The sequence below is a fragment of the Xylophilus sp. genome, from assembly GCA_009914555.1.
In the GTDB taxonomy this organism is placed as follows: Bacteria; Pseudomonadota; Gammaproteobacteria; order Burkholderiales; family Burkholderiaceae_C; genus WNDY01.
On sequence record WNDY01000030.1, the window covers coordinates 43322 to 55722 of the forward strand.

The following is a 12401-nucleotide window of genomic DNA, read 5'->3' on the forward strand; positions in this document are numbered from 1 at the left end:
GCGCCATGCTAGGCGCCGCCCTGGCGCCGCCCAACGAACCTTCCGTTCGATGCTTATGCGGCGTCCGCCGGGAACGCGCGCGCCAGGATCGCCGCCACATCCAGCATCCGCGGGTCGATCGCGCCGGCGACGCGGCTGGGCGCGTGGTGGTCGTCGGTGCCGAAGCGCGCGGCGGCGAAGGCGTCAGCGACGGCCCGGGGCGCATGGCGGCGCAGCAGGCCGGCCTGGGCGATCAGCACCAGCTGCTGGACCAGCACCCGGCCCAGCGACTCCAGTTCCTCGGGCCCGTGCAGCAGCAGCAGGCGCAGGTGCTTGAGCGCGGCCAGGATCACCGGCGCGCCGGACGCCGCGTCGGCCAGGTCGGTGAACAGCGCCTCGGCGGCCTCGGGCTCGCGCGCCATGCCGCGCAGCACGTCCAGGCACATGACGTTGCCCGAGCCCTCCCAGATCGAGTTGACCGGCGCCTCGCGGAACAGGCGCGCGGCCACGCCGGGCTCCACGTAGCCGTTGCCGCCGAAGACTTCCATCGCCTCGCCGGTCAGTTCGACCGTGCGCTTGCAGACCCAGAACTTGGCCGCCGGCGTGACCAGCCGCTTCCAGGCCCGCTCGACCGGGCCGCCGGTGCCGTCGGCATCGCGCTCGAACGCGCGCGCCAGGCGCATCGCCAGGACGAGCGCCGCCTCGCTCTCCAGGGCCAGGTCGGCCAGCACGGTGCGCATCAGCGGCTGGTCGGCCAGCGCCCGGCCGAAGGCGTGGCGCCGCCGCGCATAGGCGATCGCCTGCACCGTGGCCTGCCGCAGGATGGCCGCGCTGCCGAGCACGCAGGCGAGTCGGGTGGTCGTCGCCATCTCGATGATGGTCGGGATGCCGCGGTCCTCCTCGCCGAGCAGCACGCCCCAGGCGTCGTGGAACTCGACTTCGCCGCTGGCATTGCTGCGATTGCCGACCTTGTCCTTCAGGCGCTGGACGAGGACGGCGTTTTTCGTGCCGTCGGGCCGCCAGCGCGGCACGTAGAAGCAGGCGCACGGCCCGCCTTCGCCCCTGCCCTGGCCGACGCGCGCCACGACGAGGTGGGCATCGGCGGCGGGCACCGAGAAGAACCACTTGTGGCCGCGCAGCAGGTATTCGCCGCCGCGCCCGCCCGCGCCGACCGCCGTGGCGACCGTGGCATTGGTTCGCAGGTCGGAGCCGCCCTGCTTCTCGGTCATGCCCATGCCGAACCAGAGGCCGGCCTTCTGCGCGGCCGGCCGGTCGCGCGGATCGTGCTCGTCGCTCCAGACGCCCGGCTGCACGGCGGCCCAGAGCGCCGGCTCGCGCGCCAGCAGCGGGATGGCGGCCGTCGTCATCGTGGCCGGACAGAGCGTGCCCTGCTCGACCTGGCCGTGCAGGTAGAAGCCGGCGGCCCAGGCCGTCCAGCGGCCGGTGCGGGTGTCGCGCAACGGCAGGCTGACCAGCCCTTGAGCACGGTAGAGCGCGAGCAGTTCGTGCCAGGCGGGGTGGTACTCCACCGCGTCGATGCGCCGGCCGCGCGCGTCGAAGACGTGGAGCTGCGGCACATGGCGGTTGGCCTGCTCGGCCAGCGCATAGGTCGCAGCCTCGCCGAGCCGGCGGGCGTAGGCGCCGAGCGGCTGTGCGGCCCAGTCGGCGCCGGCACGCGCCAGGGCCTCGCCCAGGGCGGCGTCGGTCGCGAGCAGGTCGTAGCCGACGAGGTCGTCGGCCTGGTTGAAGACCTCGTGGGTGGACCAGGGCATCGCACTGTCTCCTCCGCGCCCCGAGCGGGCGCAAGGAGACAGTCTAGAAATGTTCGACCAGCGGGGAAACCGGGGCAGCCCTCGCCGTAGGGTATAGGCCCCAAGCGCCCGCCAAGAGCCGGCCATAGAGCAATACCCCAGCCCCTGGGGATTGGTGCACCGCACAGCGCAGCCGTCAGCCGCGCGGATGCTCCGCCGCCGCCCCGATGAAGGCGCGCAGCGCCGGCGTGACCGCGGACTCGTGCCAGGCCAGCACACCGACCGTCGGATGCCGCAGCCCGGCGATCGGCACGAAGCGCACGCCCTTGACGGCCGCCTGCGCCATCGACGCCGGCACCAGCGCCACGCCCATGCGCATGGCGACGAGTGCGGTCACGGTGAGCCACTGGCGCGTGGCATGGCGGGTGTGCGGATGGATGCCGGCGCGCTGGAAGAGGGCGATCACGTTGTCGTGGTTGGCCGGCGCGACCTCGCGCGAGAACATCACGAAGGTCTCTTCGGCCAGCGCGCGCAGGTCCACCGCCGCGGCCTGCGCGAGCGCATGGTCGTCGGGCAGGCAGCAGACGAAGTGGTCGTCCGCGAGCGGCAGGCTCGCCAACCGTGGCGGCACGGTGCCGGCGTTGAGGAAGCCCGCATGCAGCTGGCGGTGCAGCAGCGCCTCGATCTGCTCGTTCGAGGACATCTCGCGCAGGTTGACCTCGATGCCTGGCGCATGCGCGCCGAACGCCCGCACGATGGCCGGCATGTCGCGATAGACCATCGAGCCGGTGAAGCCGATGTCGAGCCGCCCGTGCAGGCCGGCGGCCACGGCGCGCGCCGTCTCGCCCGCGCGCGCCACTCGGTCGAGCACGATGCGGACCTCGGCCAGGTAGGCGGTGCCGGCGGCAGTCAGCTTCACATGCTTGCTGGTGCGCTCGAACAGCCGCACGCCGAGTTCGTCCTCCAGCGCCTTGATGCCGGAGGACAGCGGCGGCTGGGTGATCGCGAGGCGCTCGGCCGCACGGCCGAAGTGCAGCTCTTCGGCCAGCACGGCGAAGTAGCGCAGCAGGTGGAGCTTCATACCCGGCATGATGCCCCGCCTCGCGCCTCAATACGACTTCGGCAAACCCAGGACTTTCTCCGCGATGAAGCACAGGATGAGTTGCGGGCTCACCGGCGCCAGCCGCGGGATCCAGGCCTCGCGCAGGTAGCGTTCGACGTGGTATTCCTTCGCATAACCCATGCCGCCGTGGGTGAAGATCGCGCGCTCGCAGGCGCGGTAGCAGGCTTCGGCCGCGAGGTACTTGGCGGCATTGGCCTCGGCGCCGCAGGGCTGGTGGTGGTCGTAGAGCCAGGCGGCCTTCTGCACCAGGAGGTGGGCGGCCTCCAGTTCCACCCACGACTGCGCGAGCGGATGCTGGATGCCCTGGTTCTGGCCGATCGGCCGGCCGAACACCTCGCGCTCGGCCGCATAGCCGGCCGCGCGCGCCAGCGCCGCGCGGCCCAGGCCCACGGCTTCGCTCGCGATCAGGATGCGCTCGGGGTTCAGGCCGTGCAGGATGTAGCTGAAGCCCTTGCCTTCCTCGCCCACGCGGTCCTCCACCGGGATGCGCAGGCCGTCGATGAAGACCTGGTTCGAATCGACGCATGTGCGGCCGAGCTTGTCGATCTCGCGCACCTCGACCGTACTGCGGTCCAGGTCGGTGTAGAACAGGCTCAGGCCCTCGGTGCCTTGGCAGTCCTCGATCGGCGTGGTGCGCGCGAGCAGCAGGATCTTGGTGGCCACCTGGGCGGTGCTGATCCAGACCTTCTGGCCGTGCACGACGTAGTGGTCGCCCTCGCGCACCGCGCGGGTCTTGAGCTGCAGGGTGTTGAGTCCGGTGTTCGGCTCGGTCACGCCGAAGCAGGCCTTGTCCTTCCCCTGGATCAGCGGCGGCAGCCAGCGCGCCTTCTGCGCGTCGCTGCCGAAGACGACGACCGGGTGCAGGCCGAAGATGTTCATGTGCACCGCCGACGCGCCCGACAGGCCGGCGCCGGTCGCGGCGATGGTGTGCATCATCAGCGCGGCCTCGCTTATACCGAGGCCCGCGCCGCCGTACTGCTCGGGCATGGCGATGCCAAGCCAGCCGGCATCGGCCAGCGCACGGTGGAAGTCATGCGGAAAGCCGCCCTCGCGGTCCTTCCGGAGCCAGTAGTCGGCGTCGAACGGCGCGCAGACGCGCTCGATGGCCTCGCGGATCTGCGCCTGCTCGGGCGAATAGCCGAAGTCCATCATGGCCGGATCACCTTGTCGGGCGCTTCGCCATAGGGCGGGCTGTAGATCACCAGCAGCTTGACCGGCGTCTCACTGGTCACCGTGAACACGTGCATGCGGTCGGCCGGGAAGAAGCACATGTCGCCCGGCTGCATGTCGAAGGCCGGTTCGCCCACCACCTCGGCACGCGCCGTGCCTTCGAGCAGGTAGCAGGCCTGCTCGATGCCCGGATGGGCATGCGGCAGCGCGCCGCCGCCCTGGTGCAGCGTGCCGAGCAGCACTTCCATCTGCTGCGCGCCGACCGTCTCGGGGCCGATCAGGCGCTGGTTGAAGGTGTGGTGGTGGTTGGCCGGCTGGTAGCTCGGCACGTCGGCGGCGCGCACGCGGAAGCGGGGTGGGGCAGAGGTGGTCATGGGGTGGTCGTCTCGTCGTTGTGTTGCGGGGCGTGGCCCACGCCCTGGGCCAGCAGGTCGTCGATCTGCGCCGGCGTGTAGCCGGCCTGGGCCAGCAGCGCGCGGGTGTGCTCGCCCAGGCGCGGGGCGGGCGGCTGCCGGCGCGCCGGCGGCGTGGCGGACCAGCGCGTCGGGTGGGCCATCGCATGCATCGGCCCTTCGGTCGGATGCACGGTGTCGTGGACGAAGCCGGTGGCGCGCAGCTGCAGGTTGTCGAGCAGGTCGGCCGGCGAATGCATCGGCATGTTGGGCACGTCGGCCGCATCCAGCAGCGCCTGCCATGCGGCCGTGGTGCGGGTGCGCAGGATGCGCGCGACCTCGGCATAAACCGCGTCGATGTTCGCCGCGCGTGCGCCGTGGGTGGCGAACCGCGCATCGCGCGCCAGGCCGTCACTCTCGCCGATGGCGGCGAAGAAGCTCTTCCAGTGCTTGTCGTTGTAGATCAGCACGCAGAGCATGCCGTCGGCCGTGGCGTAGGGCTTGCGGTGGGCGGTGAGCAGGCGCGCGTAGCCGGGCTCGCCGAGCGGCGGATCGAAGGTGAGCCCGGCCATGTGGTCGCCCAGCACGAACTGCGCCATGGCCTCGAACATCGGCACGACGATGGCCTGGCCTTCGCCGGTCTTCTCGCGCGCACAGAGCGCGGCCGTCACCGCGTAGACTGCATGCAGGCCGGTCACGCGGTCCGACAGCGTGGTGGGCGCGTAGCTGGGCTCGGGCGCGCCGTACTGCTGCATCAGCCAGGGGATGCCGGTGGCGCCCTGGATCAGGTCGTCGTACGCGGGGCGCGCGGCGTCCGGCCCCTCCTGGTCGAAGCCGCAGCAGCTCACGTGGATGAGGCGCGGGTTGCGCGCGCGCACCGCCTCGTAGTGCAGCCCGAGCCGCGCGAGCGCCTGCGGCCGCACGTTGCTGATGAGCACGTCGCAGCCTTCGGCGAGGCGCAGCGCGGCCTCGCGGCCTTCCGCGCGCTTCAGGTTCAGCGCGATGCTCTGCTTGCCCGCGTTGGCATGCAGGAAGATGGGACCCATGCCGGCATGGCGCATGGGGCCGACGTGGCGCATGGTGTCGCCCTCGGGCGTTTCGAGCTTGATGACCTCGGCGCCGAGCTGCGCCAGGATCTGCGTGGCGAACGGGCCCATGATGACCGAGGTCAGGTCGAGCACCCGCACGCCCGCGAGCGGGCCGGTGGCGGTGGTCATTCGGGTTGGATTTCGGCCTGGCGGATGAGGGTTCGCCAGTGCGCGAGCTGCTCGGCCACGTAGCGCGCGAACTCGTCAGGCGTCTTGCTGGGCCAGACCTGGAAGCCGATCTGCGCGAGCTTGTCCTGCGTGTCCTTGTCGGCCAGCACCTTCTGCAGCTCGGCGTTGAGCCGCTCCACGATAGGCCGGGGCATGCCGGCCGGGCCGAAGATGCCGTTCCACGAGGTCAGGTCGCAGCCCCGGACCGTCGCGCCGATCGGCGGCACGCCCGGCAGCAGCGGCGAGGGCTGGGCGGTGGTGATGCCCAGCACGCGCACCTTGTCGGTCTTGAGCATGCCCATGCCCGAGCCGAGGTCGGCCACGTAGACCTGCACTTGGCCGCCGGCCAGGTCGGCCATGGCCTGCGGGCTGGACTTGTAGGGGATGCCGAGGATGTCGACCTGGGCGATGTGCTTGATGCTCTCCATCGACACCAGCGAGGTGCTGTTGGGCGTGGCGTAGCTGAGCTTGCCCGGGTGGGCGCGGGCGTGGTCGAGCAGCTCGGCCATCGTCTTCGCCGGCACCGACGGATGCACCGCCAGCGCGAACGGCAGCTCGCCCACGCGCGCGACGGGCGTGAAGTCCTTGACCGGGTCGTACTGCAGCTTGCGGTAGAGCGCCGGGTTGGCCGAGTGCGAGGTGTTGGTCGTCATGAACAGCGTGTAGCCGTCGGGTCGGGCCTTGGCGACGATCTGGGCGGCGACCTGGCCGTTGGCACCCGGCTTGTTGTCGATGACGACCGGCTGGCCGAGCCGCTCGGCGAGCCGGGTGCCGACGGCGCGCGCGACCGAATCGGTGCCGCTGCCGGCCGCGAACGGCACGACCAGCGTGACCGGCTGGGACGGATAGGGCTGCTGCGGGGCCGCGGCCGGCGCGAGGACGGCCGTGGCCGCAAGGGCGCAGGCCGCGAGCGCTGCGCGCACGGGATGCTTCATGCGTGTCTCCTGGTGGTGGATCGGCGCCCGCTGTGCCGCAGGCTGCGCGCATCTTCCGCCCGGGCAGCCATTCGCGTCCAATTGGATAATCGGACCGATCGATAGGCGTTGCGAATCGTCGGCCGCCGCCGCGCCGGGCGCACAATACGCGGCGCCCCGCCCACGGCCCGGGCCGCTTTCCCCCCCGTTCCTTTCAGAAAGAAAGTCTTCCGGTCTTGCTGTCCCCCGCCCTTTCCGTCCTGCACGATGTCTTCGGCTACGAAGCCTTCCGCGGCCCGCAGGAGGCCATCGTCGAGCATGTCGCGGCCGGCGGCGACGCGCTGGTGCTGATGCCCACGGGCGGCGGCAAGTCGCTGTGCTACCAGGTGCCGGCCATCGTGCGGCAGCAGGCCGGCCAGGGCGTGGCGGTGGTCGTCTCGCCGCTGATCGCGCTGATGCACGACCAGGTCGGCGCGCTGCACGAGGCGGGCGTGCCGGCCGCGTACCTCAATTCGACGCTCGAATGGGCCGAGGCGCAGGACGTGGAGCGCCGCCTGGCGCGCGGCGAGATCACGCTGCTCTATGCCGCACCCGAGCGGGTGACGACGCCGCGCTTTCTGGATCTGATGGACGGCCTGGCGTCGCGCGGCCAGCTGTCGCTCTTCGCCATCGACGAAGCCCACTGCGTGAGCCAGTGGGGCCACGACTTCCGGCCCGAGTACCGCGGCCTGTCGGTGCTGCACGAGCGCTATCCGCAGGTGCCGCGCATCGCGCTCACGGCCACGGCCGATGCGCTCACGCGCGAGGACATCGTCGAGCGGCTGCAGCTGCAGGACGCACGCCAGTTCGTCAGCAGCTTCGACCGGCCCAACATCCGCTACCGCATCGAGGAGAAGAAGGAGCCGCTGACGCAGCTGCTGCGCTTCATCGAGCGCGAGCACCCGGGCGAGGCCGGTGTCGTCTACTGCCAGTCGAGGAAGCGGGTGGAAGAGATCGCCGCCGCGCTCTGCGACGCGGGCCTGACCGCGCTGCCCTACCACGCCGGCCTGCCGCCCGAGGTGCGGCAGCAGAACCAGGACCGCTTCCTGCGCGAGGACGGCATCGTCATGGCCGCCACCATCGCCTTCGGCATGGGCATCGACAAGCCCGACGTGCGCTTTGTCGCCCACCTGGACATGCCCAAGAACATCGAGGGCTACTACCAGGAAACCGGCCGCGCCGGCCGCGACGGACTGCCGGCCGACGCCTGGATGGCCTACGGCCTGCAGGACGTGGTCAACCAGCGCCGCATGATCGACGAGAGCCCCGCGGCCGAGGAGTTCAAGAGCGTCATGCGCGGCAAGCTCGACGCGTTGCTTGCGCTGGCCGAGGCCACCGACTGCCGGCGCGTGCGGCTGCTGGGCTATTTCGGCGAGAAGTCGCAGCCCTGCGGCAACTGCGACAACTGCCTTCAACCCCCGGCCGTCTGGGACGGCACCGACGCGGCGCGCAAGCTGCTGTCGACCGTCTACCGCGTACACCAGGCCAGCGGCCTGACCTTCGGCACCGGGCACATCATGGACATCGTGCGCGGCAAGGACACCGACAAGGTCCGGCAGTTCGGCCACGACAAGCTTTCCACCTTCGGCCTGGGCGCGGCCTACAGCGAGGCCCAGCTGCGCGGCGTGCTGCGCCAGCTGCTGGCCATCGGCGCGGTCGGCCTGCACAAGGTCCAGCTGGAGAGCGGCCACAGTTTCGATACTCTCGCCCTGACCCCTGGCTCGCGCCCGGTGCTCAAGGGCGAGCAGCAGATACCCCTGCGCGAGGCCACGGCCAGCGCGGCGCCCAAGCGCACCCGCCGCGCCGCCACGCCGCCGGTGGCCGCCGCCAATCTGGGCGCCGACGCGCAGGTGCGCTTCATCAACCTCAAGGCCTGGCGCGCCGAGGTGGCGAAGGAGCACAACCTGCCGGCCTACGTGATCTTCCACGACGCGACGCTCGCGGCGATCGCCGAGCGCAACCCGGCGTCGCTCGACGACCTGCACGGCGTGAGCGGCATGGGGGCGAAGAAGCTGGAGGCGTACGGCGCGGACGTGGTGCGCGTCTGCGCCGCGCGGTAGCGCCCCTGGCGGCGCGGTCCGCATCCCTTGCCCTGCGCGAACGGCGCACGAGCGCGGCGAAGGGCCCGGCAGCCACCTGAACAGGAAAGGCAGAAAGACATGACAACCGCGCCCCCTCTTCCCCCTCTCCGCCATCGCCCACCAGCCCGCCTTGCAGCAGGCGCTGCTGCTGACGGCCATCGACCCCGCCCTCGGCGGCGTCCTCATCGAAGGCCCCCGCGGCACGGCCAAGAGCACCGCGGCCCGCGCCCCGGCCGAGTTGCTGCCCGACGGCGCCCTTCACCACCCTGCCGCTGGGCGCCAGCCTCGAACACCTCACCGGCACCCTCGACCTGGGCGAAGCCCTGGCCGGCAACGCGGTGCGCTTCGCCCCCGGGCTGCTGGCCCGCGCGCATGGCGGTGTGCTCTACGTGGACGAAGTCAACCTGCTGCTCGACGTGCTGCTCGACGCCGCCGCCAGCGGCGTCAACACCGTCGCGCGCGACGGCATCTCGCACCACCATGCCGCGCGCTTCGTGCTCGTGGGCACCATGAACCCGAGGAAAGCGCGCTGCGCCCGCAGCTGCTGGACCGCTTCGGCCTCGCCGTGCGGCTGGCCAACCTCGCGGATGCCGTAGCCCGCGCCGCTGCCGTGCGCGCCCGCCTGGCCTTCGATGCCGATCCGCACGCCTTCCGCACCCGGCATGCGAAGCAGCAGCACGCACTGGCCGCCCCGCTCGCCGCCGCCCGCGCCGTCGGCGCCGGCCCCATCGTCAAGCCCCCTGCGCCCGCCGGCCCGCGCCGCCGCCGACCCGGCCGCGTCGGCAGCGACAAAAAAGCCTGAGCCTGCGGCACGCGACCACCACCCCGCCCGCGCAGCAGCGCCTGGTGCGCGGGCCAAGGACCTGCTGGCGCTGATGGAGGCGGCCTACCGGTCGGCTGCGCGAGCGCAGCAGCACAGGTCGGGCCGCAGCGCGACGATGCGCTCGACCTGCGCGTCGTCCATCGTGCCCACGCGCGGCGGGCCGTCGATGGCTGCCGGCCAGTTCGCATTGCGGTCGATACCCACGCGCCGCGCGCAGTCGCCGAGCGCGCAGACCGTCTCTGCGCTGCGGCACCTGGGCGAACTCGACCGGGTGACCGCGGTCGTCGACGATGACGGCGAGCCCCAGCGCCGGCCCGGCGGCGGCGCTGCCGGTGAACGCCGGCATCAGGCCGAGCAAGGCAGCGGCCAGCGGCGCGCGCAGCAGCAGCGTGGGGGACGGGAGAGCGGTCGCGGACACGGGACGCGATTGTTCCACCGCCGCCGGGCATCTCGAGGCAAGATGCCGCCCATGATGGCCCCGCAGCCTGCCAGCAACCTCTTCCGCGACGCCCGGCCGCCCGCCCACGGCGAGCGCTTCGACACACTGTTGCACCACCGCAACCTGTTGGTCGAGCGCATCGTCAGCGCGGCCGGCACCACGCCGACCGCATATGTGCAGCCACAGGACGAATGGGTCGTGCTGCTGCAAGGCGCGGCCACGCTGACGGTGGATGGCAGGACCGTGGAACTGGCGGCGGGCGACCATCTCTTCATCCCGGCGCGCACGCCGCACACGGTCGAGCGGACGTCGCAGGGCGCGCTGTGGCTGGCGGTGCATCTGCACGCGCAGCAGGACGACGCGCCACGGGCGCGGCAAGGCAGCCCTGGCCTATAGCGTGTCCAGCGGGCTGAGCACGCCATGCCCGCCCTTGTTGAGCACATGCGTATAAACCATGGTCGTGCTCACGTCCGCGTGGCCCAGCAGTTCCTGCACCGTGCGGATGTCGTAGCCGGCCTGCAGCATGTGGGTGCGAACGAATGGCGCAGCACATGCGGCGTAACCGGCTTGGCGAAGCCGATGGCGCGCGCAGCCGCGCGCACGGCGCGCTGCACCGACGCGGGGGATAGATGGGGTGCCTGCGCTCCAGCGGAGGATCGCCGCGCGGGTCGAGCGGACGCACCGGCGATGGAAAGACATACTGCCAGCCCCATGCGCGGGCCGACGCTGGATATTTGACGGCGAGCGCGGCGGGCAAATACACCTCGCCGGCACCTGCGGCAATATCGCGTTCGTGCAAATTCTTGGCGCGCTAATTGCGATTGCAGGGGTGCGATCAGATTTTCGGGCAGCACCGTCACCCGGTCTTTGTTGCCTTTGCCCTCGCGTACGATAATCTCGCGCCGCTCGAATTCGATATCCTTCACGCGCAGCCGCAGGCATTCCAGCAAGCGCATGCCCGTGCCATAGAGCAGGCGCACGACCAAACTCATCGTGCCGCCCTCGATCTGCAACAACAGGTCGCGCACCTCGTGCGGCGCCATCACCCCCGGCAGGCGCTGCGGCCCGCGCCTGCACCACCTCGTCGCGCCAGGGCAGATCGATATTCAATAACTGTTTATAAAGATACAGCAATGCCGCCTTGACCTGGTTCTGCGTGGAAATCGAGACCTTGCGCTCCACCGCCAGATGCGTGAGAAACGCCCCCACCGCGCCCAATCGGCATGGGCGTCTTCCGTGCGGATGCTGTAGTGGCGTGTACGGATGTGGGCCCGGAGCTGGTCCAGCAGCTTGGGCGGAGCCGAGGGCGAAGCGGGAACGGTGCCTCCTGTGGCGGTCGTATTCATCCGGAAAATTTTAGGTTTGCCTAAATGGCGGCGCGACGGCGGCAATAGCAGGGATGTGCATATCGTTGCTCTTGTGTTGGTTGACCGGCTCGGATAGGATGCCTGTCGTCTAATTCTAGTTAGAACTCACTGCAACCAGCGAAGGATGCTGAAAGATGCAATGTAAAAGCTGCGGCTCTGACAACACACAACGTCTTGCGGCCGCCTACCAAAATGGCACCAGCACTGTCAACACCAGAAGCAACTCAATAGGTTTTGCATTCGGCGCAGGTGGCCCGGAGTTTGGTAGCGCAACCACAACAACATCTGGCACATCAACATCTCTTTTAGCAGCAAGAGCCGCACCACCAGCCAAGAAGCGATACCGAGCATTCTTCATTATTCCGGTAGCACTCTGGATCATTGCCATGTTCTTCGAGAAATCTTTTACAGGCACAATCCTAAACATATCGGCATATGCAGTCTTGGCCTTCTTCTTATTTCGCACCTACCAATTCAATTCTAAAAAATGGCCTTAGCTGTCGCATCCCGGACGATCATATAGCCGCTTATGGAACAGATGCGGGTGAGTCTGATACCAGTTCTTCATGGCCTGCATGGGCGTCTTGCTGCCCAGCGCTGACTGCGGCAGTTGCTGGTTGTACAAGGCCACATAGCGCAGCAAGGTCTGCTCGAGGTCCTCTCGGCCGTTGAACCGATGCGTCTTGAGTACATCGGCGATGCGCCCATTGAAGCGCTCGACCATGCCGTTGGTCCTCGGTGTCCTGGGCTGGGTCAGCCGGTGCTCGATGCCCAGTTCCTGGCACAGCCGGTCGAACTCGTGATTGCCGCTGGGCTCGCGCTCCTTCCTCGTAAACAGGCGGTCCGTGAACTCCTTGCCGTTGTCGGTCAGCACCTTGGAGATCCTGATCGCACAGGCCTTGTGCAATGCCTTGAGGAAAGCCTGGGCGCTGGCGGCCGTCTTGTTGGCCTTGGGTTGCACGAACACCCAGCGCGTGGCCCGGTCGATGGCCACGAAGAGATAACGCCGGTTGCTCTCGTCGTGCATCTGCGGCAGGTACTTCACGTCCACGTGCACATACCCCGGC

10 protein-coding genes and 3 pseudogenes are annotated in these 12401 nt (G+C 69.9%); 3 read left to right on the plus strand and 10 right to left on the minus strand.

Features of this window, described 5'->3' with window-relative positions; all coding sequences use genetic code 11:
- Window positions 1–53: 53 nt before the first annotated feature.
- The 6 genes from GAK38_RS14005 to GAK38_RS14030 all read right to left on the minus strand — a co-directional run bounded on the left by GAK38_RS14005 (window position 54) and on the right by GAK38_RS14030 (window position 6606).
- On the minus strand, window positions 54–1751 hold the full coding sequence (locus GAK38_RS14005; RefSeq protein ID WP_325345090.1) for an acyl-CoA dehydrogenase family protein: 1698 nt from the start codon (window positions 1749–1751) through the stop codon (window positions 54–56).
- 175 nt (window positions 1752–1926) lie between these two features.
- Window positions 1927–2811 (minus strand): LysR family transcriptional regulator, encoded by an 885-nt coding sequence (locus tag GAK38_RS14010; RefSeq protein ID WP_325345092.1) that lies wholly within the window; start codon window positions 2809–2811, stop codon window positions 1927–1929.
- 27 nt (window positions 2812–2838) lie between these two features.
- Complete coding sequence (locus tag GAK38_RS14015) at window positions 2839–4002, minus strand: acyl-CoA dehydrogenase family protein (protein WP_325345108.1); 1164 nt, start codon at window positions 4000–4002, stop codon at window positions 2839–2841.
- Window positions 4002–4397: a cupin domain-containing protein gene (locus GAK38_RS14020; protein WP_325345094.1), complete on the minus strand. Its 396-nt coding sequence runs from the start codon at window positions 4395–4397 to the stop codon at window positions 4002–4004. Before GAK38_RS14020 ends, GAK38_RS14015 begins: the two co-directional genes overlap by 1 nt.
- A complete protein-coding gene (locus tag GAK38_RS14025) occupies window positions 4394–5632 on the minus strand; it encodes a CaiB/BaiF CoA transferase family protein (protein ID WP_325345096.1) in 1239 nt (412 codons plus the stop codon). The genes GAK38_RS14020 and GAK38_RS14025 overlap by 4 nt, the downstream gene beginning before the upstream one ends.
- Window positions 5629–6606 (minus strand): Bug family tripartite tricarboxylate transporter substrate binding protein, encoded by a 978-nt coding sequence (locus GAK38_RS14030; RefSeq protein WP_325345098.1) that lies wholly within the window; start codon window positions 6604–6606, stop codon window positions 5629–5631. Before GAK38_RS14030 ends, GAK38_RS14025 begins: the two co-directional genes overlap by 4 nt.
- Window positions 6607–6824: 218 nt before the next feature.
- Here GAK38_RS14030 and recQ point away from each other — a divergent pair, with 218 nt between their 5' ends.
- From recQ to GAK38_RS14045, 3 genes and pseudogenes are all read left to right on the plus strand, one after another.
- Window positions 6825–8684, plus strand: a complete 1860-nt coding sequence (recQ, locus tag GAK38_RS14035; protein WP_325345110.1) for a DNA helicase RecQ — start codon at window positions 6825–6827, stop codon at window positions 8682–8684.
- Window positions 8685–8817: 133 nt separating this feature from the next.
- Window positions 8818–9417, plus strand: a pseudogene (locus GAK38_RS14040) (ATP-binding protein); the annotation flags it as partial.
- 226 nt (window positions 9418–9643) lie between these two features.
- On the plus strand, window positions 9644–10363 hold the full coding sequence (locus GAK38_RS14045) for a cupin domain-containing protein (RefSeq protein ID WP_325345100.1): 720 nt from the start codon (window positions 9644–9646) through the stop codon (window positions 10361–10363).
- Here GAK38_RS14045 and GAK38_RS14050 read toward each other — a convergent pair.
- The 4 genes and pseudogenes from GAK38_RS14050 to GAK38_RS14060 all read right to left on the minus strand — a co-directional run.
- Window positions 10358–11010, minus strand: a pseudogene (locus GAK38_RS14050) (tyrosine-type recombinase/integrase). The gene GAK38_RS14045 and the pseudogene GAK38_RS14050 overlap by 6 nt on opposite strands.
- Window positions 11011–11113: 103 nt before the next feature.
- Window positions 11114–11176 (minus strand): annotated as a pseudogene (locus GAK38_RS23950) (hypothetical protein); the annotation flags it as partial.
- Between the two features lie 342 nt (window positions 11177–11518).
- The gene (locus GAK38_RS14055; RefSeq protein WP_325345102.1) at window positions 11519–11800 is read right to left on the minus strand and encodes a hypothetical protein; all 282 of its coding nucleotides are present in this window, start codon (window positions 11798–11800) and stop codon (window positions 11519–11521) included.
- A 27-nt stretch (window positions 11801–11827) separates the two neighbouring features.
- The coding region (locus tag GAK38_RS14060; RefSeq protein WP_325345104.1) for a DDE-type integrase/transposase/recombinase at window positions 11828–12401 on the minus strand (574 nt) is incomplete at its 5' end.

What these genes read in the sequence shown, in the direction of transcription:
- GAK38_RS14005 (WP_325345090.1), bottom strand. Translation starts at nt 1,751, where the DNA reads ATGCCCTGGTCCACCCACGAGGTCTTCAACCAGGCCGACGACCTCGTC.
- GAK38_RS14010 (WP_325345092.1), bottom strand. Translation starts at nt 2,811, where the DNA reads ATGAAGCTCCACCTGCTGCGCTACTTCGCCGTGCTGGCCGAAGAGCTG.
- GAK38_RS14015 (WP_325345108.1), bottom strand. Translation starts at nt 4,002, where the DNA reads ATGGACTTCGGCTATTCGCCCGAGCAGGCGCAGATCCGCGAGGCCATC.
- GAK38_RS14020 (WP_325345094.1), bottom strand. Translation starts at nt 4,397, where the DNA reads ATGACCACCTCTGCCCCACCCCGCTTCCGCGTGCGCGCCGCCGACGTG.
- GAK38_RS14025 (WP_325345096.1), bottom strand. Translation starts at nt 5,632, where the DNA reads ATGACCACCGCCACCGGCCCGCTCGCGGGCGTGCGGGTGCTCGACCTG.
- GAK38_RS14030 (WP_325345098.1), bottom strand. Translation starts at nt 6,606, where the DNA reads ATGAAGCATCCCGTGCGCGCAGCGCTCGCGGCCTGCGCCCTTGCGGCC.
- GAK38_RS14045 (WP_325345100.1), top strand. Translation starts at nt 9,644, where the DNA reads ATGCGCTCGACCTGCGCGTCGTCCATCGTGCCCACGCGCGGCGGGCCG.